We start from the raw sequence: 25,415 nt of genomic DNA on the forward strand, positions 1-25,415 counted from the left end.
GCCGGGCGCGGCACCGGGAACGGCGACGGCTCCCGTCACCGTCACCGTCCCGGTGTCGGCTTCAGGCTCAGGTCGCCCTCGCCCTCGCCCTTGTCCTCGCCCTTGTCCTCCGGAGATGCCTCCGGCGCAGGATCCTCCGTCCCGGGGGAACCCGCCAGCCGCCACACCTCCGCCGCTTCCTCTGCCGCGTACTCGGCGGGTGCGTACTCGCCGGTCAGGCCCGCGACCCGGGCCGGCTTGCCGTCGCGTTCGGCGAACAGGGCGACGGTGAGGGCGAGCCGCGGCGAGTACACGCTCTGCCAGACCGTCCGCGCCCCCGGCCCGCTGCCCGCGCCCGCCGCATGGCTGGTCACCGGCAGGAACGCGGCCTCAGCCCCCGTCGCGACCGGCTTGACCGCGGTACCCGGAGAGTCCGGAGCGAGCGAAGCGCTCATCTGCTCGGTGGCCACCGCGACCTCCTTCTCGCCCATCGCGGTACGCGTCTTCGGGCGCGCGGTGTGCACCGTACGGCCCGCCCGGGTGATCTTCATGACCGTGTACGGCTTCGCGTACGTGCCGCCGGCGGCCACGGTCGCGTACGCCGAGTTCAGTCGCAGCGGTGTCGGGGCCGTCTCCTTGGGCAGCCCGGTCAGCGGTTCGCCCAGCCGGATGCCCGCGACCGTGAACGGCTCGGTCGCCGTACCCGCCTCGACCGCCCCGTCGACGGCGTCGTTGAACGGCTGGTGTGCGTAGTCCGCGCCGCCGTACAGCACGCGGACCGCGCCGTCGCCGGGGACGGTCGCGACGACCGCGGTGTGCAGCCGCACCCCCTTCGCGTCCGCGGGCGTACGGCTCCGGACCCGTTCCGCCGTCTCGTCCTGGAGGCCGAGGTCGAAGGTGGTGTGCACCTTGTAGCCGCCGCGCGCCAGCTGGTCCTCGGTGATGCCGAGCCGGTCGGCGGCCTCGGCGGACGCCGCGTCGATCAGGTACTGACGCCCGCCGTCCGTGTCGCCCGGCGGGTAGTAGCGGAACGCCGGGAAGCGGGCCTCCGTCCGCTCGCGGTCACTGATCGCGCCCGAGGCCGCCATGGCGTCCAGCACCCAGACCCAGCGGCGCTCCAGCGTCCTGGTCACCTTCGCGTCGGCGCCGACCCGCTCGTAGTACGAGGGGAGGTTGACGATCCCGGCGAGTGCGGCGCCCTGGGACACCGTCAAGTCCTTCGCGCCGACGCCGAAGTAGTTCCGCGCCGCCGATTCGACACCGGCCGCGCCGCGGCCGAAGTACACCGTGTTGAGGTAGCCCTCCAGGATCTCGTCCTTGGACCGTGTGCGGTCGAGCTTCACGGAGATCAGCGCCTCGCGCGCCTTACGGCTCAGCGACTGCTCCGGGGTCAGCAGGGCGTTCTTCACGTACTGCTGCGTGATGGTGGAGCCGCCCTGCCGCTCGCCGCCCGTCACGGCCGCGAGCGCCGCCCGCAGGATCGCGGTCGGGGCGACCCCCGAGTCCGTACGGAAGGAGCGGTTCTCCGCGGCGATCACGGCGTCCTGGACGTGCCGGGGCACCTGCTTGAGGGAGATGTCCTGGCGGTCGACGGGCCCGCGTCGGCCCAGGTAGTCGCCCTCGGCGTCCACGAAGACCGTGCTCTGGGTGACCGTCTCCGGGTGCGGTTCGGGGATCCCGGTCATCTGGTACGCGACGACGAGCGCGGCGCAGGCCGTGAGGAACAGGACGAGAACGGCGGCCAGTACGCGGCGCAGACGGCGGGTGCGGGTGCGGCGGAGGTAGGTCCGCAGGGTGCGGAGGTAAGTGCGCGGGGACTGGAGGCGGGGCCGCCGGACGCGGTGGCCGGTACTCATGAGGAGGGGCCCGTCTGTGCGAGGAGCTTGCCGGTGGAGTCGTAGGCCTTCACGGTGATCGCCCTCAACTGGCCCTCGATGTCCGGGAGTCTGGTGTCCGCGTACCAGACGGACCAGCCGGGGCTGCCCGCCAGGGTGAGGATCCGGGCGCTGAACGTGCCGTCGGGGGTGGTGAGTTGGACACGGGCGGGTTCACGGACGCCCTGGAGGACGCCGGAGTGGAAGCTGCGAGGCCCCGAGGTGGCGTCCGACTCCAGGCTGATGGTGGGGCCCTTTCCCTTGTCGGCCGGCAGGAACTGGTTCGGCGCCTTCGGCGTCGACCAGTGCTTGCCGTCCTTGGTGAGCCAGAGCTCGACACCGGACGCGGCGGCGACCCGTTCGCCCGCGGTCACTACCCGAACCTCCGCCATCGCGACGGGAGTCGAGCTCTTGCCGCCGCCGGAGTCCGTGCCGCGCACGGCACCCACGACCAGCGGCACGAGCAGCAGGGCGCAGACGGTCGTGACCACGGCCGCCGTACGGCGGCGGCTCCGCCGGCCGTTGCGTCCCGCCTCCTCGACGGCCGGGAGAACGGTGGGAGGGAGAACGGCGGTCGCGGCGCCGGGCGTCGGGGTGCCGGGACGCGGGGCGGCGCCGGGCGCGGACAGGCTTCCGGGGTGCGGCGGGGCGCCGTACGCCGGGTGGGCACGCAGAGCCTTCAGCGCCCGGCGGCCGTGCGCCTTGACCGCGCCCCGCGAGGAGTTGAGCAGCGCGGCGATCTCGCGATGGCTCAGACCGTCCCAGTGGTACAGGACGGCGACGGCCCGGCGGCGGGGCGGGAGAGCCGCCAACACCTCCATGAGCGGGTCGAGTCGGCCGGCCGCGTACGACTCAGGGGCACGCCGGGAGCCGATGAACGGCCGTGCCCGGCTGCGCAGGAAGCCCTGTACGAGAGCCCGCCGGACGTAGAATTCCGCGTCGTCGCGGGGAGTTCTCCGCCGCGCGGACACCTCCGCGAGTGCCGCTCTCGCGAGTCTCTCCGCGCGGGCGGAGTTCCCCGTGAGCAGACAGGCCGTACGCGTCAGCCGGGGCCAGTACTCCCCGGCACGGGCGGTGAATTCGTCGTCCATGGTCAGTCGGCGCACTGTCCGTGCGCCACTCCCTCCGGCTCAGCCGTGCGTGGTGCTTGTGCTTCGATGTACGCGGTGTCCGTAACCTCCGTGCCGTCTGAGACGTCTGTGATGTCAGTGACGTATGAGACCTGTACGCATCGGGGAGGCGTCCAGGTTGCACAGGCATCCGAAAACGATGGCGAGGACGACTGCGACGACGGGAACTGCGACGACGAAGACTGCGATGTACACGGCAGGGGGCGGGGCAGGGGGTATGACCGAGGAGGAGTTCGACGGGTTCTACGCCGCGGCGTTCCCCCGGCTGACCGGGCAGCTCTACGCCTTCACCGGGGACCACGGCGAGGCGCAGGACGTCGTCCAGGAGGCGTTCGTCCGTGCCTGGGACCGGCGGCGGGAGTTCCTCGCCGAGGGGGCGCCCGAGGCGTGGGTCCGTACGGTCGCGATGCGGCTCGCGGTGAGCCGGTGGCGGCGGGCGCGGCGCTGGCTGGAACTGGTGCGCCGCAATCCGCCGCTTGAGCACACACCCGGTCCCGGTCCCGAACGGGCCGCGCTGGTAGGGGCGTTGAGGGAACTGCCCGAGGCGCAGCGCATGGCAGTCGTTCTGCACCATCTGTGCGACTTGAGTGTCGAGCAGGTAGCCTCCGAGACCGGTGCGCCCGTGGGGACGGTCAAGGCCCGGCTGTCCCGTGGCCGGGCGGCGCTGGCGCGGCGGCTCGGCGAGGCCGACGAACTGGGTGAGAGGGAGGACGACCGTGTCCGATGAGCCCACGCCCGGCACCCCGCACGAGTCCGACGACCTCGACGCCCGCCCCGGAGGCACCCGACTGGCCACCGCGCTGCGCGAGTTGGCCCACTCCCACGAGACGCCCGTACCGGTTCCGGGCACGGAGATCCGTCGCCGCGCGGGGCGTCGCCGGCGCCGGCGGCAGGTCTCGTTCGCCGCGGCCGGCGCCGCGGCCGCCGGCGCCCTCGCACTGGTCCTGACCGTGGCCCTCACGGGCGGGCAGGACACCGGATCGACCCCGCCCGCCGCGAGCTACACCACGCCCACACCCCCGGCCACCGCGGAGCCCCCTGCCGAGCTCAGTCCGGCGGGCGTCGCCGCCACCGTCGATCTCGGCCGGCGTGAGATGTCCGTCGAGGGCCGGATCCTGCCCATCTCCTCCGGGGCGCTCAAGACGCCGACGCCGACCGGGATGATGACCGTCACCGCCAAGTACCGGGCGGCGACGGTGCCCGGCGACTCGGCGGGCTGGAACGGGTACGACGTCAAGGCGACCTGGGTGATGAGGCTGCGCGCCCCCGACGACCGTACGAACTACCTCCTCGCCCTCACCTGGGACGAGCAGGCGCCCGGCAACTACGACCGCACCGGCGGTGTGATCGGCCTGCGGCGCGACGACGCGAGGTGGCTGTACGAGGCGCTGAAGCCGGGATCGGTGGTCGAGGTGGTGGGGACGCCCCGGGAGGAGACGTCCGAAGGGACGACGGGTGCGGGCGCCCAGGAGGCCACACCGACGGAGGCCCAGGAGGCCACACCGACGGAGGCCCAAGAGGCGACCCCGCCGGTGACCGACGGCGCGATGCCCTGAGGCCCGCGGGCGGCAGGGCGGACCCATGACAGCCCCTCCGGGTGAGGGCCGACGACGCACGCTCACGGCGCCGGCGCGGGAGCACCGGCGCCGGGACGGTGTCCGAGGCGCGAGGCCACTGGACGCGCGGCCGGCCCGAGAGCCCGGGGGAGGGTGCGAGGCGCATCGCACGCGGCCGACGAGATGTTCGACAGCCTGGACCCGGCTGACCGGCGTGCTGGTGATGGTGTCCTGCTACGCCGCGTTGATCGCGGGCGTCCTTCCGCTGCCGACGGACGCGGACGTACGGGATCTCCGGCTCGCCCTGGTCGGCTGCGCCATGATCTGCGTGCTGCTGTGGATCACGGCATCGGTTCGCGCGCCGCGTGCGGACACGGTCGTCCTCGACAAGCCCGGCCGGCGTGACCGCCGCCCGTCCCGGGTCCTGCCCGTGCTGCTCGCCCTCCTCATCCCGCCGGCGAGCGGTGCGGCACTGGTCCAGGCGGTCGGTCCGGACGGCGAGGAGGGCCGCTGGACGTCGGAGGTCCACGCCGCGGGCGGGGGCGCGTACGAGATCCCCGTCGACAAGGTACTGACCCGAGCCGCGGCCGACCGGGGTCGACATCAACGATGTGCACGAGCACGCGGCGGACGTCGCGGTGACGCTCCCGTTCGACCACGGCGCCCGCAGTGTCACCGTCCGAGGGGCGAAGACGGTCGGCAAGCCGGTCGAGGGCGACACGGTGGCTGTCGTATACGCTCCCGGCCGTCCGGAGCTCGGCGCGCGTCACGACGACCACGGCTTCTTCACCAGCGGCTTCGCGCTCCTCTGGATCTGGGCGCTGACGTTCTTCGTGAGTGCCTTCGCCGCGGGGATCTTCGCGATGAGCCCCGGCTCGGTCCACTCCCGGCGCAGGTTCAGCGCGCACGGCCACGGGGTGGCGGCACTGTTTCCGCTCGCCCTTGCGGCTCGCACTGACGTGGGTCCTGAAGAGAACGTAGGCCGTGCTCTTGGTGATCTTGCCCTCGGTGGCCCTGCTCTCAGTGGGCGTGCGGCATGAGGCGGTCGACCATGCGACGGGCCGCTCCGGGGCGTGGCCCGGGGACGACCGGTGGCCGCTCCCAGTCGCACGGTGGTGACGGACGGCGGGGCGTGACCGCGCCGTGCTCCTTCAGCGCGACGCTCACGAGGCCCAGCAGGAGCTGGACGTCGGCGTCGCAGTCGAGGAGCACGGTGATCCAGGACGCGCCGGGGCGGACCCTGATAGCGGTGGCGTGCGCGAGCTGGGGCAGCAGGCGCTCGACGGCCGTGCGGGTGAGGTAGAGGTCGGCGGAGTCGTCGGAGTGGAAGTGGACGATCTCGTGTCCCGCCGAAGCGAAGGCATGCCCAACGGCGCACCGGGGCGGGCCACTTACCAGGTTCGGCCAGGTCTCCAGGAGAGCCATGGCGCGATGGGCCGCGGTCATGACCCCATCCTCGCGCACGCTTCACCTGGAGGACCACCCCCATCCACTTGCGACTACTCCCCCCGCACGCCTGGTCACCCGATGACCTGGTCGCGAGGCACGAGGCCCGAAGGACAGAGCACGACGAGTTCCTGGGCACTCCCTGGACGTCACCGCGGACGCGGACGTCGCCTTCGCCCACACCCTGCTTCGCTGCGGCACCCCGCAGGCCCGGAGGCTCAGCCCTCCGCGTCAGCCCTCCGCGTCACCCCTCCTCGTTCACCCGGACGAGCCGTCGGCTTCTTCCCGGCGAGTACGTCCTGCAGCCGCTGCGTGCCGAGTTGGGCGGCCTGCCGGGTGGAGTTGGCGTCGGTGCCGTCGAGGCCGCCGTTGGTGAGGGAGAGGGCGCTGTCGCCGACCCGTACGGCGGCGAAGTCCAGGGTGAGCACGGCGGGTGCGCCCGCCGACTCGCCGTACACCCTCACGCGCAGGCTCTCGCGGGCCTCGCCCACGCCGGGCAGGGGCGAGGCGACGACCTGGACCGTCAGCTCCCCGCCCTTGACGTCCGTGGCCGTGAACTGGCCGCACTTGCCCGGCACGGCCTTCAGCCAGGCCAGCGACGCGTCCAGTGCCGCCCGGTCGTAGGCCCCGACCTGGTAGCGCACCTGCGCCCCGTTGTCGGTGTCGTCCAGGCCCCTGACCGCGCGGGCCCCGGCCGGCTCGCCCAGCAGGTCCTCCGCGTACAGGCCGTCGAGCAGCCGCTGGCAGTCCGCGTTGTCCGTCCTGCCCTTGAGGAGCGCGTCCCGCCAGGTCGCCCCGCCCTGGGTCGGTTTCCAGTCCCCGCCCAGGTCCTTGCCGGAGATCAGCGCCGACTTCACCTGCGCCTCGGTGAGGGTGGGGGCGACCGTGACCGAGGGCGACGGCGACGGGGCCTGCTCGGCCACGGGCGACGCGGCGACCGCCGCGTCGCCCTCCGCCGCCGCCCCGGAACCGGCGCCGTCGCCGGCCGAGCACCCGGCCGTCGTCAGCAGCGCGGCCACCGCCAGGGCCGGGACGAACGCGAGGGCCGTACGGCGACGGGGGCGGGAGAGGCGGAGCGGGCGCAGCAGGCCGGGCGAGCCGGGTGGGCCGGGCGGACGGGTCATCGCGGAATGCCTCCTACGGCTCCGGCGGGCGCGGGATCTCCACCCCACCGCACCACCCGCCGCCAGGGCCCACCAGCGCACCGGTCCGACCGGGTGAGGCAATCCGCCCGTTCGAGATGCCCGGTTCGAGATGGCCGGTTCGAGATGCCCGGTTCGAGATGCCCCCGGCCTCCGCCGCGCGGACACTGGCACCATGCCGGGAAGGATCGAGGACTACGCCCTCGTCGGAGACCTGCTCACCGCCGCCCTCGTCGGACGCGACGGCAGCCTCGACTGGCTGTGCCTGCCGCGCTTCGACTCGCCCGCCTGTTTCGCGGCACTGCTGGGCGACGAGAACAACGGCCGCTGGCTGATCGCCCCGCCGGACGCCGACACCGACGAGGGCGTGACGGTCCGCCGCCGCTACCGCGGCGACTCCCTCGTCCTGGAGACCGAGTGGGAGACCGCCACCGGCCGGGCCACCGTCGTCGACTTCATGCCGCGCCGCGACGGCGCCCCCTGCGTCGTACGCATCGTCGAGGGCCACTCCGGCACGGTCGACCTGCGCATGGACCTGCGGCTGCGCTTCGAGTACGGCAGCGTCGTGCCCTGGATGCACCGCGTGGACGGGCAGCTGACGGGCATCGCGGGCCCGGAGTCGGTCTGGCTGACCACGCCCGTCGCGCTGACCGGACAGGGCGAGGCCCACACCGCCGACTTCACCGTCACCGCGGGCGAACGGATCCCCTCCGTCCTGACCTGGCAGCCCTCCCACCTGCCCGCCCCCGACCCCGTGGACCCCTTCGACGCGCTGCGCCGCACCGAGGAGTACTGGGAGCAGTGGCTGCGCCCCTTCTCGTACGACGGCACCTACCGTGACGCGGTCGTCCGTTCCCTCATCACCCTCAAGGCCCTCACGTACGAGCCGACCGGCGGCATCGTCGCCGCCCCCACCACCTCCCTCCCCGAGCAGCCCGGCGGCGTCCGCAACTGGGACTACCGCTACTGCTGGCTGCGCGATGCCGGAATGACCCTGGAGGCCCTGCTGCGCAGCGGCTTCACCGCCGAGGCGCAGGCCTGGCGCGGCTGGCTGGAACGGGCGGTGGCGGGCCGGCCCAAGGACATCCAGATCATGTACGGCATCGGCGGCGAACGCCGGCTCACCGAGTGGACGGCCGACTGGCTCCCCGGGTACGAGAACTCCCGCCCGGTCCGCATCGGCAACGGCGCCGCGGCCCAGCAACAGCTCGACGTACCGGGCGAGTTGATGGAGACCCTCGCCCTCACCCTGCGCTGCGGACTGCGTCCCGAACGGCATCTCCTCTCCCTCCAGCAGGCCCTGCTGGACCATCTGGAGGAGGTGTGGTCCCGCCCCGACCAGGGCCTGTGGGAGACGCGCGGCGAACCCCGCCATCACGTCCACTCCAAGGTCATGTGCTGGGTGGCCTTCGACCGGGCGGTCCGCCTGGCCGAGGAGCACGGGCGCCCGGGACCGGTCGCGCACTGGCGCGAGGTCCGGGACCGTATCCACCGGGAGGTCTGCGAGCGGGGCTTCGACCCGGCCCGCGCCACCTTCACCCAGTCCTACGGCTCCCGCGCGCTCGACGCCGCGCTGCTGCTCATCCCGGGGACCGGCTTCCTGCCGCCGGACGACCCGCGAGTGATCGGCACGGTCGCCGCCGTGGAGCGGGAACTAGCGACCGACGACGGCCTGGTCAGCCGCTACTCGACGGGTGCCGGAGGAGCCGGTGGCACCGGCGGGGCCGAGGCCCCCGACGGCCTCACCGGTGGCGAGGGAGCCTTCCTGGCCTGTTCCTTCTGGCTGGCGGACGCCCTGCTCCTGACCGGCCGCGAGGACGACGCCCGACGGCTCTTCGAGCGCCTGCTGCCCCTGCGCAACGACGTCGGCCTCCTGGCCGAGGAGTACGACCCCCTCGCCCGCCGCCAGCTGGGCAATTTCCCCCAGGCGTTCACGCACGTTCCGCTGATCCGCGTGGCGTACGAACTGGACGGGCACGCGACCCACCACGGACGAAAACTTGTTCCGTAAAGTACCGGTGAATCCAGGGCGTCTTCTGCGAGGCTGACGGGATGCAGACCCTTTACAGAAGACTGCTCACGTTCCTTCCCCGTATAGGTGTGAAGGTCCTCGATCTCGGCCCCGGCGCCGCCGTCGTGTTCCGGCGGGGTGATCGGACCGGCGTCGCTGTGGGACAGAGCGCCCATCTGGTGACCGAAGGCAAGGGACGGTACGCCGTCACCCCTGTGGGTTCCGATACGTGGCTGGTGGCGCGCGGGGCCAAGGGGCGGAAGGCGACGAGCGTCCCCTTCGGTGCCACCGGCGCGCGGCTCCTCCTCGACCAGCCCGTGTCGGCCGAGGCGGAGCGTGAGTTCCAGCTCGGGGCCGCCCACTATCTCGGTGCCCAGCATGTGGCCGCGCTGCTGGAGCTGAACCGCGTGAACTGCGTGTTCGACGTCGGCGCCAATATCGGGCAGTACGGCAAGGGGCTCCGGCGGTTCGGCTACAAGGGGCGCATCGTCTCCTTCGAGCCGGTCTCCGTCACCTTCGAGAAGCTGCGGCAGGCCGCCGAGAGCGACCCCGACTGGCAGGTCTACAACTTCGCGCTCGGGCGCGAGGAGGCCGTGCAGTCCATCCATATCGACTGGAAGTCCATGAACTCCCTGCTGCCGCCGAGCGAGTACGGCAAGGAGCGGTACAAGCGGTTCTCCAAGGGGCGTACCGAGGAGATCGAGATCCGGCGGCTCGACGACGTGATGCAGAAGGCGTTGGAGGGGGTCGAGGATCCCCGGCCGTATCTGAAGATGGACACGCAGGGCTTCGACATGGAGGTGTTCGCCGGGGCGGGGGACCGGATCTCCGAGTTCGTGGGGATGCAGTCCGAGGTCGCGGCGCTGGCGTTGTACGAGGGGAGTCCTCTTATGGGGGAGGCCATCGCCGCGTACGAGGCCGCCGGGTTCGGTGTCACCGGGATGTACCCCGTCACCCGGGATCCTGCCACCGGGCGGGTCGTGGAGTTCGACTGCGTGATGGTCCGGCCCGGGGCAACTGAGTCCGCCGATGGTTGAGTTGGGCTGAGCGCGCCCACGACGGAGGTCCCCCCCCCCGCAAGTGAGGCCGAGAGTGGAGCAGGAGCCGCCGGTGTCACGGCCCCGCGCCCCTGACGGGGCGTTGGGGGTGGTCCCGAGTCGGTAGGCTGAGGCCTGCTGCGGATCCCCCCATCTGCGCTTCTGCGTCGCATGAAGTGCCGTTCGCGGTCGTCGTGTTGGCCTTCTGCGTTGTTGAGGATGATTCGCTGGTGCTCGTCGCGGAGCGGTATCGGTTGCACGGGTCCATTGGCCGCGGCGGTATGGGGGAGGTGTGGCAGGCCACCGACGAGGTGCTCGGGCGTGAGGTGGCGGTCAAGCTGCTGCTCGGGGACGAGGCCGACAGCGCGGCGGCCGCGCGGTTCCGGCTGGAGGCGCAGACGGCGGCCCGGCTGAGCCACCCCTACGTCGTCGCCGTGTTCGACTTCGGCGCCTGGGACGACCGCTTCTACCTGGTCATGGAACTCGTCGAGGGCCGGAGCCTCGCCCAGGAGCTGACCGCGGCGGGCAGCCTGGGGACCGAGCGGGTCGCCACCGTCGCCGCCCAGGCCGCGGCCGGACTCGCCGCCGCGCACCGGGAAGGGATCGTGCACCGGGACATCAAGCCCGGCAACCTCCTCTCGGACGCCCAGGGCACCGTGAAGATCGGTGACTTCGGCATCGCCCGCTTCGTCGACGACCCGGCGTCCGCGCTCACCACGGCCGGCCAGATCGTCGGCACCAGCCTCTATCTCGCCCCCGAACGCGCCCTCGGCAGACCGGCGTCGGCCGCCTCCGACGTCTACTCACTGGGCTGCGTGCTGTACCAACTCCTCACCGGGCGCCCGCCGTTCCACGCCGAGACCGCGACGGTCACCCTGCACCAGCACATCGACATGGCCCCGGTGCCGCCCCGCGAGCACGGTGTCCAACTGCCGCCCGCCTTCGAGAACTACCTCCTCGGCCTCCTCGCCAAGCAGCCCGAGGACCGGCCCACGGCCCAGGAGGTCGCGGACTGGTTCGGCACGGGGGCGTGGCGGGGGCTGGCCGAGCCGCTGCCCGTGGCGTCGGACACGAGGCCCACCTCGCCCTCCTCCTCTCCGCAGTACGCCTCCCGGCCGCCGCAGTCGGGTTCCGCCGAGACCGGGCCTCCGACGATGTACCGGCTGCCGTCGACCGCGGCCCAGCCCGCACAGCCCGTCCGCTCCGCGCAGCCCGCCCGTTCCGCCCACCAGGCCCACACCCCTCACGCCACCCACGCCCACGCGGCCAACTCCGCGCCCTCGCGCCGCGCGCGGTCGGGCGGGGCGAGATCGGGCGGGGCCGCGAGATCGGGCGGTGGGGTCGGTGCGATGGCCCGCCGCCGGCCCCGGGTGTTCGGCATCCTCGCCGGTGCGGTGCTGTTCGTGCTGGCCGTGCTCGCCGGCATGAAGATGTTCTCGCCGGACACCACCTCGGCGGAGACCGGGAACGGGCTGAAGGACGGTTCGTCGTCCACCGGCCCCGAGAAGACCGGGGTGCCCGCCGCCGGAACCGTGGCCCGGACCGGGGCGCCCGACTCCACCCCCGGGCCCGGTGTCAACGCGGAGCTTCCCGCTTCCCCCTCCTTCACGGAAACCCCGGCCGTCACGACGAGTCCGACCGTGACCGAGGAGGAGAAGGTGAAGGAGGAGAAGGAGCAGGACCCGCCGAAGCAGCAGGAGCAGCCGCTGCCGCAGTACGGCGGCGGCGGGGACGGCGATGACGACGACGGGTACGGCGACGGGTACGGCGACGACTAGCGGTCCCGCTCCGGCCGGCAGCCCTTCTCCGGCTGGAAGTCCTTCGTCGGCTAGAAGTCCTTCTCCGGCCAGTCGAGCAGCCGCGCCCCGATGACCGCCGTCTGCAGTGTGTACCGGTGCACCGGATCGGCCGGATTCGCGCCGGTCAGCTTGTGGATGCGGTCCAGCCGGTAGGTGAGCGCGCGGACGCTGAGCGACAGCCGCCGGGCCGCCTCCGCGGCGACGCAGCCGGAGTCGAAGTACGCGGTGAGGGTGTCGAGCAGTGGCTCCGCCCCGCCGCGGGCCTGCCGCAACGGTCCGAGCGCGCTGAGGACCAGATCGGCCATGGCCTGCCGGTCCCGGGTGAGCACGGGGTAGACGAGCAGGTCGGCGGCGCGCAGCACGGGTGTGTCGAACTCCAGGCGGTCGGCCAGGTCGAGGGCGTTCAGCGCCTCTTCGTACGACTGGACGACGCCGCCGGGCCCCGGCTGGGAGCGGCCGATGGCGACGCGCCCGCCGTCGGTGGCCGCGTACGCCTGCTTGGCGAAGAAGTCGAGCACGTCGTCCTGGTCGCCGGGCGCGATGCACACCAGACGCCCGTCCTTGGTGGTCACGAGGATGCTGCGGTCGCCGAACCGGCTGATCAGGGAGCGCTCCACATCGCGGGGCACGGCGTCCCCCTCGTCGTACGCGGCCTGCCCCTGGGCCACGGCGACGGCGTGCGCGTGCGAGAGGCGCAGCCCGAAGCGTTCGGCGCGTTCGGCCAGCAGGCCGAGGTCGCTGCGGCCGTGCAGGAGGTCGTCGATGAACTCCCGGCGGGCGGCCTCCTCCTGGCGTACGGCGAGGAGTTGGGCCCGCTCGTAGCCCTCGGCGAAGGCGTCGACGGCCTGCTCGACGGCGGCGAGTGTGCTCTCGCCCGCGGTGGCGGGCCAGTGGAGGCGGGCGGCGGCCAGGTGGGCGCCGACGAGGGCGCGCAGTCCGTAGCCCGCCTCGGCGGCCCGCTCGCCCAGGACGCGGCGGGAGTCGAGTTCGTCGCGGGTCAGCCGGCGGCCGGTCGCGGAGGCGTCGGCGAGGATGCGCGCATACCCCTCCAGATACTCCTCGGGTATGTCCCGCCCCGCCGCCATCCGCACCCCCGTCTTCCTGATGAGCCGTTGACGCATTTCTAGCGCATACGGGCGGAGCTCGGTCCCGTGAGGGAGGGGCTCACTGCCGGAAGGCGGCAGGTCCATGCGTGATCTCGGTTCCCCTCACCACGGAGGACGTTCGAAGGATGTCGGGAGGAAGTTCGTCGGCGGGCAAGAGATGGGGCCCCGGTGCCGGTCGTCTCACGACGATGTGTCCGGCACCGGGGCCCTTATCCGTCCCCCGTGCTCCCCGTTTCTGCCGGACCATCGTGACCCGGGACGGGAGTCCGCCGCATTGCCGGTTTCCGGCAATCTTTACGCGTCCTTGATGCCGGAGGACGGCGAAGCGCTCGAACACGAGTGCCGCGTACGGTGTCGGCACGTCGTCAAGAACGCGTAAAGACTGCCAGGTCACGGCAATGTGTACACGTGTACGAAGCTGGCACAATGCCCGTTGACCGAGGTGACCGGCGCAGGTGGGGGGAGGTGGACCGGTGGCTCTGTTTCTTGGTCTCGGCATCGCGGGGATCGTCCTGCTGCTCCTGACGCTGGTCTTCGACGGCGTACTCGAAGGGCTTTTCGGCGGGACGAGTTTCCTGGACGGGCTCTTCGACGGTCTGCTGTCGTTGCCGGTCATCGCCGGGTTCGTCTCGATGCTCGGCTTCGGCGGGGCGCTCGTGCTCGGCACGACGGGGCTCGGCGCCGGACCCGCCACCGCGGTGGGCATCGGCGCGGGAGCGGGGGCGGGCTGGCTGACCTGGCGGTTCAGCCGGGCCCTGATGCGGGACGAGCCGTCCGCCACTCCGCGCGGCACCGACCTCGTGGGCAGCTCGGGCTCGGTGGTCACGCCGATCCCGGCCGGAGGCTACGGCGAGGTGCTCGTGTATCTCGCGGGCCAGCCGGTGAAGCTGGCGGCGAAGAGCCCCGAGCCGGTGGCCCGGGGCGCCGAGATCTGGGTCGAGGAGTCGCTGTCACCGACGTCGGTGGCGGTCAGGCCGGTCCAGCGCTGAGGCCCTGTCGGTCCCGCGACCCGTAACCCGTAACGCTCGTACCACTCGTAACTCGTACTGAACTGCCGCCCGGGGGGTGGCAGGGGGGAATCCACCATGAGTCCAGTTCTCGTCGCGGTCGTGGGAGTCGTCGTACTCCTCGTGCTGCTCGCGCTCGTCGTCGTCACCCGTTACAAGGTGGCCGGGCCCAGCCAGGCGTTCATCGTCACCGGCCGGCGCGGCAAGAAGTCCACCGACCCGGACACCGGCCGGGTGTTCACCGACAACAGCGGCCAGAAGGTCGTGGTCGGCGGCGGTGTCTTCGTCGTGCCGTTCGTCCAGCAGAAGTTCACCCTGGACCTGTCCTCGCGGCACATCCCGATCTCGGTGCGCGGCGCGGTCACGCTGCGCGGCGTCAAGGCGAACCTCGAAGGCGTCGCCATCGTCAAGGTCGGCGGCACCGAGGACTCCATCCGCGCCGCGGCCCAGCGGTTCCTGATGCAGCAGGACGGCATCGTCGGCTTCACCCAGGAGGTGCTGTCCGGCGCGCTGCGTTCGATCGTGGGCCGGATGTCGGTGGAGGACATCATCCGGGACCGTGCCGCGTTCGCCGGGCAGGTCGCGGAGGAGGCCGAGGCGAGCCTGTCCGGGCAGGGCCTGGTGCTCGACGCCTTCCAGATCCAGGACATCACCACCGAGGGCTCCTACCTGGAGGACCTCGGCCGGCCGGAGGCCGCCCGCGCCAAGCAGGAGGCCGACATCGCCGAGGCGGTGGCCCGGCGGGCCGCCGAGCAGGCCCGGCTGAAGGCCGAGGAGGAGATCGCGATCGCCCAGCGGACCTTCGCCCTCAAGACCGCGGAGATCAAGGCCGAGACGGACGAGGCGGCGGCCCGTGCCGCGGCGGCCGGCCCGCTGGCCGAGGCCGCCCGCTCGCAGGAGGTTCTCGCCGAGCAGGAGAAGGTCGCCCAGCGGCAGGCCGCGCTGACCGACCGCGAGCTGGACACCAAGGTCCGCAAGCCCGCCGACGCCGCCCGCTACCAGGCCGAGCAGGAGGCCGAGGCCCGGCGTATCGCCCAGGTCAAGGAGGCCGAGGCGGACGCCCAGCGCTCCAGGCTGACCGGTGAGGGCGAGAAGGCGCACCGCGCCGCGCTCGCCGACGCCGTACGCATCGAGGGTGAGGCGGAGGCCGCGGCGATCGGTGCCAAGGGTTCCGCCGAGGCCGAGGCCATGCGCAAGAAGGCCGACGCGTTCGCCCAGTACGGCGACGCGGCCGTACTGCAGATGCTCGTCGAGGTGCTCCCGCAGGTCGTCGCCAAGGCGTCCGAGCCGCTCAGCGCCATCGACAAGATGACGGTGATCTCGACGGACGGGGCGAGCCAGTTGTCCCGCACTGTCGCGGACAACGTCGCCCAGGGGGTCGAACTCCTCAGCTCCACCACGGGGGTCGACCTCGCCGAGCTGCTCAAGGGCATCACGGCCCCGAAGCCGGCCGCTGCCGTGGTCGAGGCCAACGGGAAGATCGAAGTGAGTGAGTGAGGGACCGCGGGAGGGACTGACCGACTGACGGTTCGGATCGTCGGGTTCGGCCGCGGGTGGGTGAGGTGGTCGGGGGCCGGTCGTGCACGAATTCACGCCGGCCCCCGGCCCCCACCCCCTCGATAGGGTGAACGCACACCGAGATCGACACCGGACAGGGGAACAGTCATGGGCACTCCACGCCTGAGCAGTACGCCGTTGCCGGGGATCGGTGTGCGGTACGACCTGACGACGCGCGAACAGCGCCGCCTGTCGGTGGTCGCGCACCGGGACGGCGGCCGGACACTGAGCGCGTACCGGACGGACGACCCGGACGCCTGCGCCCTCTCCGTGCGGCTCTCCGCGGGAGAGTCGGCGGCGCTCATCGACGCGCTGATGCCCGCGCACCACAGCCCGAACCTGCTCTCCACCACCGAACTGGGCCTGGTCGCCGAGCGGATCGAGCTGTCGTCGACCTCGCACTGGAACGGCCGCGTCCTCGGCGACACCCGGATGCGCACCGAGACCGGCGCCTCGATCGTGGCCGTGCTGCGCCGGGCCGAGGCCATCCCGTCCCCCACTCCGGACTTCCGCCTGGCGGGCGGCGACACCCTGATCGTGATCGGCACCCGTGAGGGCGTCGAGACGGCGGCGACGATACTCGGAAGGGAGTGAGCACAGTGCACTCGTCCGCGACGTTCCTGATCGAGTTCGGTGCGATCATCCTGGGTCTGGGGCTGCTCGGCCGGTTCGCCGGACGGTTCCAGTTCTCGCCCATACCCCTCTACCTGCTGGCCGGACTCGCGTTCGGCGAGGGCGGGCTGCTGCCCCTGGGCACCAGCGAGGAGTTCGTCGCGATCGGCGCCGAGATCGGCGTCATCCTGCTGCTGCTCATGCTCGGCCTCGAATACACCGCCACCGACCTCGTCTCCAACCTCAAGACCCAGTACCCCGCAGGACTCGTCGACGCCGCCCTCAACGCCCTGCCCGGCGCCGCCATGGCCCTCCTGCTGGGCTGGGGCCCGGTCGCCGCCGTCGTCCTGGCAGGCGTCACCTGGATCTCCTCCTCCGGCGTCATCGCCAAGGTCCTCGGCGACCTCGGGCGCCTGGGCAACCGCGAAACCCCCGTCATCCTGAGCATCCTGGTCCTCGAAGACCTCTCCATGGCCGTCTACCTCCCCATCATCACCGCCCTCCTCGCCGGAGCGGGCCTCGCGGCGGGCAGCGCCACCCTGGCCATCGCGCTCGGCGTCGCCGGCCTCGTCCTGGTGGTCGCGGTCCGCTACGGACGCCACATCTCCCGCTTCGTCTCCAGCGACGACCCCGAAAAACTCCTGCTCGTCGTACTCGGCCTGACCCTGCTGGTCGCGGGCGTCGCCCAGCAGCTGCAGGTCTCCGCCGCCGTCGGCGCGTTCCTGGTCGGCATCGCACTGTCCGGCGAGGTCGCCGAGGGCGCCCACGGCCTGCTCTCCCCACTGCGCGACCTCTTCGCCGCCGTCTTCTTCGTCTTCTTCGGCCTGCACACCGACCCCGCCAGCATCCCGCCCGTCCTGCTGCCCGCCCTCGCCCTGGCCCTCGTCACCGCCGCCACGAAGATCACCACCGGCTACTGGGCCGCCAAACGCGCCGGGATCTCCGCCAAGGGCCGCTGGCGGGCCGGCGGCACCCTGGTCGCCCGCGGCGAGTTCTCCATCGTCATCGCCGGACTCGCCGTCACCTCCGGCATCGAACCGCGACTCGGGCCGCTGGCCACGGCGTACGTTCTGATCCTGGTGATCGTCGGTCCGCTGACCGCGCGCTTCACCGAGCCGGTGGCCACGCGGCTGACCCGCCACCGCGGGCCCGCTGCCGCGGGGGTTGAGGCTGCGCCGGACCGGGACCTGGTCCCGAGCCCTGACGCTCCGCTGGAGAAGTAGCGTCGAGACGGACGGACGACCACGGCAACGAGCGCGGCGGCGAGGGCGAACCGGGCGGCCGAACACGCTGAGCGGTCGGCGCCCGGTCGGGGCCTCAGTCGCAGTAGGTGTCCTCGTCCGGCCGCTCCCCCGTGGCCAGGAAGCGGGAGACCGTGGCGTCCCCGCACGCGTTGCCGTTGCTGAGGTAGGAGTTGTGGCCCGTGGCGTTCACGGTCACCATCGTGGCCCGCTTGCCGAGGGCGGCACGGAGCTTCAGGGCACCGCGCAGCGGGGTCGCCACGTCCCGCTCGTTCTGGACGAGGAGGATGGTGGACGGGCCGCGGTCGGTGATCCGTACCGGGGCCTCCTTCGGCCGGTACGGCCAGGCTGCGCAGAGCATGGCGTTTCTCGGCATCCCGGCCGTCAGCGGGTACGCGGCCCGGCTCTCGTCGACTCCCTTCTGGTACACGGCGGTCGACTTCGGCCATGCCACGTCGTTGCAGAGGGTGCCGGCGCCGACCCCGGCGACGTTCTGCAGGACCGACTCGGGCGGTGACTGCGGTGCGGGCGGGACCTTCCCCTTCCGCGCGGCCAGGATCAACTCGGCGAGCTCCGGGAAGTCGTCGGGGTCGTAGAGCACGTCCAGCATGGTCTGGCGCAGCACGTTGCCGTTCAGCTCGGCCGGGTTGGCGCCGGGCCAGGGGATCGGCTCCCGGTCGAGGTGCGCGGCGAGCCGCAGGAACATCGGCCGTACCTCGTCCGCCGTGTCGGCCAGGCGGTACGGATTCCCGGGAGCCGAGGCCCACTTGGCGAACTCGGGGAAGACGTCCTCGACCCCCTGCTCGTGCCCGGCGAGCCAGGCGCGTGAGACCTTCGTGGGGTCCGGGTCGTCGTTGCTGTCGAGCACGATGCGGTCGGTGCGGTGGGGGAACAGCTGGCTGTAGACCGCGCCGACGTACGTCCCGTACGAGGTGCCCCAGGCGGAGAGCTTCCGCTCGCCGAGGGCCGCCCGGACGCGGTCGATGTCGCGGGCGTTGTTGGCGGTGCTGAGGTGACGGATCAGTTCGCCGCCGTTGCGTGTGCAGGCGTCGGACATGCGCCGGGCGGTGACCATGTTCTCGGTGACCGACCCGTCCGGGGCGGGCCACGGCCGGAGTTTCGACAGGGCCAGGTCGCCGGTTTCGAGACCGCAGCCGACCGGCGCGGAGCGGCCGAGTCCTCGCGGGTCGAACCCGATCAGGTCGTACGCGTCCCGCACGTCCTGGGGGAGCTTCTGGCCTTTCCCCGAAGGGCTGTCGAGACTGGACCCGCCCGGTCCGCCGGGTATCAGCAGCAGGGCCCCACGGCGTGCGGCGGGCTTCTCGCTCGGGATGCGGGAGACGGCGATGCCGATCTTCCTGCCGTCCGGTTCGGAGTAGTCCATCGGCACCTGGACGGTCGCGCACTCCTGCCGGGGGTCGAGCCCGCTCCCCTCGCACTTCGCCCATGCGAGGGGCTGGGGAGAGGAGGAGGAAGCGGGCGTCGAGGCCGTCGCGGCGAGGGGTGCGGCAAGGCTCAGGACGGTGGCGGAGGCGGCGAGCAGTGCCGCGTTTCGTCTGGTCTTCGTCATGGGAAGAGCCTCGCGAATCCTGACCGTTCGTCACATGGCGCCAACAGGCCTATGCGCAGGGGGGTTTACCGGAAGTGGTCCCTCGGACCCCCGGCGGTCAGCAGTCGCGGAACTCCGGAAACGGCGTTCCAGGGCGGCCCGGATCGTGTCGCCCGGTCGGCCCACGCGGTGGCGTTGCGCTGTTCCGGACGGCCCGGCTCCCTGGCGTTCGCCGCATGGTCGCATCCGACGCGCATCGACTCCTGCGGGCGGCGTACCGCTGCGCCCCGGCTCTCCCGAGAAGCTACTTTGCGATTCCTTTACACTGGGTGGGACGTGTCCGGTCAGGGCACGTCATACGACCTTGAGTGCGAGAAGGAGCGAAGGTTCCGCGATGGGTGAACCTCCCAGTACCAGCCGTGCCATTCCCGGCCCGAGACATATGTGTGACGGGGCGGGGGTGGCACGGTGACCGAGATCCTGCTGCTCCTGCTCGCCCTGCTGCTCACGCTCGCCTGTGCCGTCTTCGTGGCGGCCGAGTTCTCGCTCACCACCGTCGAGCGCGGTGACCTGGAGCGGGCCGCCGAGGCGGGCGAGCGGGGCGCCGACGGCGCGCTGAAGGCCGTACGGCGGCTGACCCTCCAGCTGTCCGGGGCCCAGCTGGGCATCACCGTCACCTCGCTGGTGATCGGCATGCTCGCCGAGCCGTCGCTCGCCGCGCTGCTGAAGGGACCGCTGGAATCGGCCGGCCTGGGCGGCGCCGCCTCGACCGTGGCGACCGTGCTCGGTGTGGTCGTCTCCACCGTCGTCCTGATGGTGATCGGCGAGCTGGTGCCGAAGAACTGGGCGATCTCGCGCCCGCTGGCGGTCGCCAAGGTGGTCGCGGGCCCACAGCGCGGGTTCACGGCCGCGTTCGGCCCGTTCATCCACCACCTCAACGACACCGCGAACCGTTTCGTGCGCCGCATGGGCCTGGAGCCCGCCGAGGAGCTGGCCTCCGCCCGCGGCCCCGAGGAACTCGTCGCGCTGGCCCAGCACTCGGCCGCCCAGGGCGCCCTTGAACCGGACTCGGCGGAGCTCTTCGTCCGCACACTGCACCTGAGCGAGCTGACCGCGGAGAACGTGATGACCCCGCGCGTCGACGTACGGGCCCTTGAGGCGCGCGCCACGGCCGCCGACGCCGCCAACCTCACCCACGCGACCGGCCTGTCCCGCTTCCCGGTCTACCGCGACAGCCTGGACGAGGTCGTCGGCACGGTCCACATCCGTGACGTACTGGCCCTGGAGCCGGACAAGCGGGCCGTCACCCCCGTCACCGAGCTGGCCACGGCCCCGCTGCTGGTGCCCGACAGCCTGCCCGCCGACCGCCTCCTGGAGCGGATGCGGGCGAGCCGCACCATGGCCGTCGTCATCGACGAGTACGGCGGCACGGCCGGCGTGGCGACGGTCGAGGACATCGTCGAGGAGGTCGTCGGCGAGGTGCGCGACGAGCACGACCCCGTCGAGGTGCCCGACCTGCTGCCCGCCCCCGCGTCGCCGGACGGCCGCGCGGTCTGGGAGGCGGACGGAGGCGTACGGATCGACGAGCTCGCCGGGATAGGCCTGCGGGCGCCGGAGGGTCCGTACGAGACCGTCGCAGGGCTGGTCGCCACGCGGCTCGCGCGGATCCCGGCCGAGGGCGACGCGCTGGACCTCGACGGCTGGCGCCTCGACGTCCTCGACGTGGAGCACCACCGCGCCGACCGCGTCCGCATCACCGAACCGGCCGCCGCCGTCCGTGAGCCGGCTCCCCACCCGGTTCACGGGTCCGTCCGCGAGTCGGCCCGCCGGATCGTGGAGGAGTCCCGATGAGCACGATGACCACCCTCCAACTGGCCATCGGCGCCCTGACGCTGGTGACCAACGCGTTCTTCGTCGGCGCCGAGTTCGCCCTGATCTCCGTTCGCCGGAGCCAGATCGAACCGCGTGCCCAGGAGGGCAACAAGCGGGCCCGGATGACCCTTTGGGGCCTGAGGCGCATCTCCGCGATGATGGCGACGGCCCAACTGGGCATCACCGTCTCGTCGTTGGTGCTGGGCGCGGTCGCCGAACCGGCCATCGCGCATCTGCTGGAGCCGGCCTTCGAGGCGGCCAGTGTCCCGGACGCCTTCGTCCACCCGATCGCCTTCGTGATCGCGCTCACCGTGGCGACGTATCTGCACATGCTGATCGGCGAGATGATCCCGAAGAACCTGGCGCTCGCCGCGCCGGTGCCCGCCGCGCTGCTGCTCGGCCCGCCCCTGGTGGCCCTCACCCGGGCGCTGAAGCCGGTGATCTTCGGTATCAACGCCTTCGCCAACGTCCTGCTGAAGCTGCTGCGGGTCGAGGCCAGGGACGAGGTGGAGTCGGTCTTCACCGACGACCAGCTCGCCCGCATGGTCGTCGACTCCAGCCAGGCCGGGCTGTTGTCGTCCGCGGACGGCGAACGGCTGCGCGACGCCCTGGAGCTGGGCACCCGCCCGGTCGGCGAGATCCTCGTGCCGGCCCAGCGGATGCGTACGGTCGAACACACCGTCACCCCGGCACGGCTGGAGCGCGCCGCCGCCGAGGCCGGCTTCTCCCGCTTCCCGGTGACCGGCGAGGACGGCACGGTCCTCGGGTACCTCCACATCAAGGACACCCTCGGCGTCACCGACCGGGACCGGCCGTTCCCGCGTACCGCGCTGCACGCGGTCACGCGCGTCCGTATCGACACCCCGCTCGACGACACCCTCACCGCCCTGCGCGCCAACGACAGCCATCTGGCCGCGGTCACCGGTGAGTCGGGCAAGGTCCTCGGCTTCGTCACGATGGAGGACGTGCTGTCGGAACTGGTGGGGCCGACCCCGGCGGGGGTCTGATCCGACAGGACCCGGCCGGCGGTCCGACCGGCCCCGACCGGCCCCGGCCGGGCCCGACCGGTCGCGGGGCACGGCCTCTCCCTCTCGGCGCCCGAAGCCCAATGGGACACGCGCCGCCCGGTGTTCGACACGGTCAAGGCGGGCTTCCGCGTCGGCCGACGACCCGTTCGGCTGTCCCGTCGTCCAGGTCGTCCCGTCATCCCGGGCGGTTCTCCGGCGGTGCGGGGGCGGGTGCGGGAGCCGTTGCCGTTGCTGTTGCCGTTGCCGGGGCGGGAATGGCCGCGGTGTCGAAGTCCCCCGCGATGATCCGCGCGGCGAGTTCCGCGAGGCGCAACTGACGGGATCGCGCGTACGAGCGGAACGCGGCGAAGGCGTCGTCCACCGAGGTGTTCCAGCGCTCCGCCAGTACTCCCTTGACCTGTTCGACCAGGATGCGGCTGGTGAGCGCGGTCGCCAGCTGGCTGTTCTCGATGTGCGACTGCTCCAGCGTGCGCTGCTGGAGGATCGCGATGGTGGCCACGTCGGCGAGCGCCTGGGCGAGCGCGATGTCGGCGTCGCCGAGGCGGTGCGGTGTGCTCTGGAAGAGGTTGAGCGCGCCGACGACCCGGTTGCGCAGGCGCAGCGGGAGCGCGTGCGTGGTCACGTAACCCGTCTCGCGGGCCCGGCCGGCGAAGCGCGGCCAGGCCGTCGTCGTCTCCGGCCGCGTCAGGTCGATGTTCGTACGGGCCGTGCCGGTGCGGTAGCACTCCACGCACGGGCCCTGGTCGTGCTGGAGCGCGAACAGCTCCAGCAGCCGGGCGTGCTCGTCCGACGCGGCGATGATCTGCAGCTCGCCGTGCGCGTCCACGAGCAGGATGCCCGCCGCCGAGACGTCCAGCAGTTCGACGCAGCGCGTGGACAGGCGTTGCAGCAGGTCGATGACGTCGAAGTCCTCGACGAGGGAGTCCGCGACCTCCACGAAGATCTCGGCCAGACGTTGTTCGCGAGCCATGCCGATCATCCCTTTCCGTCGCCGGGCGAGTACGGCCCGTTCATGTCGTCGTCGGAGCCGTCGCCGAAGCCGTTGCCGGAGGCGTCGTTGCTGGTGTCGTTGTCGGTGTCATGGGTGGTGTCGTCGTTGGCGTTGAAGCGGACTCTGCGGGCGACCACGTCGTCCGCGATCTCTCCGAGGGGGCGCTCGCTGCCGTAGGCGCGGGCCCGCAGGCGCAGGAGGGCCTCCTCCATCGGCACACCGAGCTGGACGCTGATCATTCCCGTGGCCTGGTGCACCGCCGCGCGGTGCAGTCCCGTCGGCCGGTCCAGGAACATGCCGAGGACCGGGCCGCCGTTCCCGTTCTCGCGCCACTGCCCTCGCCCGTCCCTGTCCCCGTCCAGGAGCGCGCCGGTCAGCGCGGCGGCCAGAGCCGTCGCGTCCGCGCCCTGCTGGACTGTCATCGTGCGGTCGCCGTCGCAGAGCACGGTCAGTACGCCGACCCGGATGGCCCCGATGCCCAGCGGGAAGCAGCACACCCCGTGGACGCCCAGATCCCGTGCGGGCGGCAGCAGCGCGGGCCACCGGTCCGGGCGTACGCGGTCCAGGTCCGGCTCCATGACGGGTGACCCGGTGCGCACCGCGTCCGGGCCGGGGCCCTCGCCGAGCGTGAACTGGAGCTCCTCGAAACGCGCGCTCACCTCAGGGTGGCACCAGAGCGGCTCGGCCATGCGGCCGTTGCCCACGAGCAGCGACAGCGCGACGCCCTCGGCGCCCAGCGCCAGCGCGCACGCCCGCGCCGGATCACCGCGCCCGCCGAGGCGCAGCGACCGGAGAACGTCGGCCATGCCGTCGCTGATCACCGGTATCCGTTCCGCCGCGGCCGGGAGTCTCGAAGCGAGACACCGACCGGCCGGCCTCGTAACCCTACGCGGACCGGTCCGCCGTCGCGCTCCACTGGTCCCGGCCGTCGGCGGGCACGCCCCGCCAGGCGTCCTGGGCACTCGCGTACCGGGGGAAGAGCTCCACGACCGCGGCGGCCCGGAACACCAGACCTATGCACGGGCGGGCGTAGACGACCCGGGTCCAGCCGCACCGCGACCGGCAGTCGTCCCAGGCCGCGCACAGCGGGTCCAGGGCGCTGCCGTCCATGAACGTCAGACCGCTCAGGTCGACGATGAGGAAGAGGCGTCCGGTGCCGCGGCGCACGTCCTCCAGGTCACGGGTGAAACCCGGGGCGGTCGACAGGTCCAGCTCGCCACTCGCCCCGACCACACGGCACTCGTCGAACAGGCTGGGATACGGGCCCATGTGCCCCATCTCCTCTGGTCCTCCGGGCGCAGAGCCTCAGTTGCGCGGAACGGGACTACACGGTGAGGGCCGGGGACACGGGCTGCCGTACGGCGAGCGTACTGCCGGAAAGGCTGCGCCCGTTGAGCCTCTTCCGGTATCCGTCGGGTGGGCTCTCGAAGAGGCCGAACTTGGCCGGTACCCGACCGGTTACCGACGGCTCGGTGCCGAAGCGGCCAGGTCCGCGCGGAAGTTGACGGGGTCCGGTACCTCGCAAACCGTACGGTCTCGGCAGCCTCGTTTGCCTGGGGTCAAGGTACGGTGGGGGAACCGAGGGCATGTCGTACACCGGTGTTCGAGTCGGTCTCGTCCTCGGCGCACGCCGACGCCGGGCCGATCAGTGCCCGGGACAGGGTCCGCCCCATGGCCGGTTGAAGTCGTTCACGTCCGCCGGTCGAGTCCCGGCGCCGGGACGGCACCACCACCCTGACCGCATGCTCCGCGTCGGCGAGTCACCGAACCACTGAGCCGCTGAACCACCGAGCCACTGAGTCACCGGACCACTGAGCCACCGATTCAGTGAGCCGCCGAACCACCGAGTGACCGAACCACCGAGTCACCGATTCGCCGTCTCAGGGAAGCACGAAGGCACCGGGGCATCGAGGCCAAGGAGCCACCTGTCACCCGGCTCGACCGAGCCGCAGGAGAAGAGAGCCCGTTCCGTCGAGCGGTCCGCCGTGTCCGCCGCGAACGAACCACCGGCACGCCGCAGTCGTGCCCCAGACAGGAGCGCTCCATGACCACCGTCCCCGTCCTCGAACCCCTGCCTTCCCAGCCCCTGGCCCGCCTCCGCCTGGCCCCGCACAGCGCCCTGCCCCGCCGTATCGACGGGGCGTGGTGGCCCCACTCGCGCGATCTGCTGGCCGAACTCCCGCTGCTGATCGGCGCCCTGCCCCGTACGTGGGGGCAGATCACCGGTGTCACCGTGAACACGGCGATGTGGGCGGCCTCGCCCGGCCGGATGCTCGTCGCCAACCACGTCGTACGGCTGAGCCGGTCCTCCGGGGCGCACGGCCGGCACACCGTCTGCCTGGTCAGTCCGGGCCGGGGACGCTGGGACCTGCTGGTCGTACCCCCGGAGGTCGACGTGGCGGACGCGGAGCCGCTGATGGCGGCCGCGGCGGCGGGCGTGCGCCCGGCTCGCTGACGGGACCGCGGCGGACCACGGCG

General features: G+C 72.4%; 22 protein-coding genes. 13 read left to right on the top strand and 9 right to left on the bottom strand.

What is annotated here, in order from left to right:
- Positions 1-41: 41 nt before the first annotated feature.
- Both ACH4YP_RS11195 and ACH4YP_RS11200 read right to left on the bottom strand, forming a co-directional pair.
- On the bottom strand, positions 42-1,835 hold the full coding sequence (locus tag ACH4YP_RS11195; protein ID WP_361066970.1) for a transglycosylase domain-containing protein: 1,794 nt from the start codon (positions 1,833-1,835) through the stop codon (positions 42-44).
- Complete coding sequence (locus tag ACH4YP_RS11200) at positions 1,832-2,959, bottom strand: sigma factor-like helix-turn-helix DNA-binding protein (RefSeq protein WP_398490333.1); 1,128 nt, start codon at positions 2,957-2,959, stop codon at positions 1,832-1,834. Before ACH4YP_RS11200 ends, ACH4YP_RS11195 begins: the two co-directional genes overlap by 4 nt.
- Before the next feature lie 241 nt (positions 2,960-3,200).
- On the opposite strand from ACH4YP_RS11200, the gene ACH4YP_RS11205 reads away from it, so the two are divergent.
- The 3 genes from ACH4YP_RS11205 to ACH4YP_RS11215 all read left to right on the top strand — a co-directional run bounded on the left by ACH4YP_RS11205 (position 3,201) and on the right by ACH4YP_RS11215 (position 5,579).
- A complete protein-coding gene (locus ACH4YP_RS11205; protein ID WP_361066965.1) occupies positions 3,201-3,710 on the top strand; it encodes a SigE family RNA polymerase sigma factor in 510 nt (169 codons plus the stop codon).
- Entirely contained in the window at positions 3,700-4,539 is an 840-nt protein-coding gene (locus tag ACH4YP_RS11210; protein ID WP_398490335.1) for a L,D-transpeptidase, read from the top strand. The genes ACH4YP_RS11205 and ACH4YP_RS11210 overlap by 11 nt, the downstream gene beginning before the upstream one ends.
- Positions 4,540-5,150: 611 nt before the next feature.
- Complete coding sequence (locus tag ACH4YP_RS11215) at positions 5,151-5,579, top strand: hypothetical protein (RefSeq protein ID WP_361066959.1); 429 nt, start codon at positions 5,151-5,153, stop codon at positions 5,577-5,579.
- Here the strand turns inward: ACH4YP_RS11215 and ACH4YP_RS11220 are convergent.
- Together ACH4YP_RS11220 and ACH4YP_RS11225 are read right to left on the bottom strand one after the other, a co-directional pair.
- Positions 5,560-5,985, bottom strand: a complete 426-nt coding sequence (locus tag ACH4YP_RS11220; RefSeq protein ID WP_361066957.1) for a luciferase family protein — start codon at positions 5,983-5,985, stop codon at positions 5,560-5,562. The genes ACH4YP_RS11215 and ACH4YP_RS11220 overlap by 20 nt on opposite strands.
- Before the next feature lie 218 nt (positions 5,986-6,203).
- A complete protein-coding gene (locus tag ACH4YP_RS11225) occupies positions 6,204-7,109 on the bottom strand; it encodes a hypothetical protein (RefSeq protein ID WP_398490338.1) in 906 nt (301 codons plus the stop codon).
- A gap of 193 nt (positions 7,110-7,302) precedes the next feature.
- Between ACH4YP_RS11225 and ACH4YP_RS11230 the strand changes: the two genes are divergently transcribed.
- The 3 genes from ACH4YP_RS11230 (at position 7,303) to ACH4YP_RS11240 (ending at position 11,953) form a co-directional block, all read left to right on the top strand.
- Positions 7,303-9,138: a glycoside hydrolase family 15 protein gene (locus ACH4YP_RS11230; RefSeq protein WP_398490340.1), complete on the top strand. Its 1,836-nt coding sequence runs from the start codon at positions 7,303-7,305 to the stop codon at positions 9,136-9,138.
- A gap of 41 nt (positions 9,139-9,179) precedes the next feature.
- Positions 9,180-10,175, top strand: coding sequence for an FkbM family methyltransferase (locus ACH4YP_RS11235; protein ID WP_398490342.1), 996 nt, complete (start codon positions 9,180-9,182; stop codon positions 10,173-10,175).
- Between the two features lie 230 nt (positions 10,176-10,405).
- Positions 10,406-11,953 (top strand): protein kinase, encoded by a 1,548-nt coding sequence (locus ACH4YP_RS11240; RefSeq protein ID WP_398490343.1) that lies wholly within the window; start codon positions 10,406-10,408, stop codon positions 11,951-11,953.
- 50 nt (positions 11,954-12,003) lie between these two features.
- Here ACH4YP_RS11240 and ACH4YP_RS11245 read toward each other — a convergent pair whose 3' ends face one another.
- Positions 12,004-13,095: a helix-turn-helix domain-containing protein gene (locus tag ACH4YP_RS11245; protein WP_361066942.1), complete on the bottom strand. Its 1,092-nt coding sequence runs from the start codon at positions 13,093-13,095 to the stop codon at positions 12,004-12,006.
- Positions 13,096-13,553: 458 nt separating this feature from the next.
- Here ACH4YP_RS11245 and ACH4YP_RS11250 point away from each other — a divergent pair, with 458 nt between their 5' ends.
- From ACH4YP_RS11250 to ACH4YP_RS11265, 4 genes are all read left to right on the top strand, one after another.
- Positions 13,554-14,069, top strand: a complete 516-nt coding sequence (locus ACH4YP_RS11250) for a hypothetical protein (RefSeq protein ID WP_361066939.1) — start codon at positions 13,554-13,556, stop codon at positions 14,067-14,069.
- 96 nt (positions 14,070-14,165) lie between these two features.
- Positions 14,166-15,584 carry an SPFH domain-containing protein gene (locus tag ACH4YP_RS11255; RefSeq protein WP_361066936.1) on the top strand — a complete coding sequence of 473 codons (1,419 nt, stop codon included), beginning with the start codon at positions 14,166-14,168 and terminating at the stop codon, positions 15,582-15,584.
- Between the two features lie 168 nt (positions 15,585-15,752).
- A complete protein-coding gene (locus ACH4YP_RS11260; protein ID WP_143641476.1) occupies positions 15,753-16,238 on the top strand; it encodes a cation:proton antiporter regulatory subunit in 486 nt (161 codons plus the stop codon).
- A gap of 5 nt (positions 16,239-16,243) precedes the next feature.
- The gene (locus ACH4YP_RS11265; RefSeq protein WP_398490544.1) at positions 16,244-17,479 is read left to right on the top strand and encodes a cation:proton antiporter; all 1,236 of its coding nucleotides are present in this window, start codon (positions 16,244-16,246) and stop codon (positions 17,477-17,479) included.
- 94 nt (positions 17,480-17,573) lie between these two features.
- Here the strand turns inward: ACH4YP_RS11265 and ACH4YP_RS11270 are convergent, their stop codons facing one another.
- A complete protein-coding gene (locus ACH4YP_RS11270; RefSeq protein WP_361066934.1) occupies positions 17,574-19,067 on the bottom strand; it encodes an alpha/beta hydrolase in 1,494 nt (497 codons plus the stop codon).
- A 447-nt stretch (positions 19,068-19,514) separates the two neighbouring features.
- On the opposite strand from ACH4YP_RS11270, the gene ACH4YP_RS11275 reads away from it, so the two are divergent.
- Together ACH4YP_RS11275 and ACH4YP_RS11280 are read left to right on the top strand one after the other, a co-directional pair.
- Positions 19,515-20,897, top strand: a complete 1,383-nt coding sequence (locus ACH4YP_RS11275; RefSeq protein ID WP_398490346.1) for a hemolysin family protein — start codon at positions 19,515-19,517, stop codon at positions 20,895-20,897.
- 5 nt (positions 20,898-20,902) lie between these two features.
- Positions 20,903-21,925 carry a hemolysin family protein gene (locus ACH4YP_RS11280; protein WP_398490545.1) on the top strand — a complete coding sequence of 341 codons (1,023 nt, stop codon included), beginning with the start codon at positions 20,903-20,905 and terminating at the stop codon, positions 21,923-21,925.
- A 196-nt stretch (positions 21,926-22,121) separates the two neighbouring features.
- On the opposite strand, the gene ACH4YP_RS11285 is transcribed toward ACH4YP_RS11280, so the two are convergent.
- The 3 genes from ACH4YP_RS11285 to ACH4YP_RS11295 all read right to left on the bottom strand — a co-directional run bounded on the left by ACH4YP_RS11285 (position 22,122) and on the right by ACH4YP_RS11295 (position 24,206).
- Complete coding sequence (locus ACH4YP_RS11285; RefSeq protein ID WP_398490348.1) at positions 22,122-22,925, bottom strand: GAF domain-containing protein; 804 nt, start codon at positions 22,923-22,925, stop codon at positions 22,122-22,124.
- Positions 22,922-23,743, bottom strand: coding sequence for an ANTAR domain-containing protein (locus tag ACH4YP_RS11290; protein ID WP_398490350.1), 822 nt, complete (start codon positions 23,741-23,743; stop codon positions 22,922-22,924). The genes ACH4YP_RS11285 and ACH4YP_RS11290 overlap by 4 nt, the downstream gene beginning before the upstream one ends.
- Before the next feature lie 79 nt (positions 23,744-23,822).
- Positions 23,823-24,206: an STAS domain-containing protein gene (locus ACH4YP_RS11295; RefSeq protein ID WP_398490352.1), complete on the bottom strand. Its 384-nt coding sequence runs from the start codon at positions 24,204-24,206 to the stop codon at positions 23,823-23,825.
- Between the two features lie 775 nt (positions 24,207-24,981).
- On the opposite strand from ACH4YP_RS11295, the gene ACH4YP_RS11300 reads away from it, so the two are divergent.
- A complete protein-coding gene (locus ACH4YP_RS11300; protein WP_361066920.1) occupies positions 24,982-25,392 on the top strand; it encodes a DUF5994 family protein in 411 nt (136 codons plus the stop codon).
- The last annotated feature ends 23 nt before the right edge of the window (positions 25,393-25,415 follow it).

Source organism: Streptomyces sp. NPDC020747 (assembly GCF_044334695.1).
GTDB lineage: Bacteria > Actinomycetota > Actinomycetes > Streptomycetales > Streptomycetaceae > Streptomyces.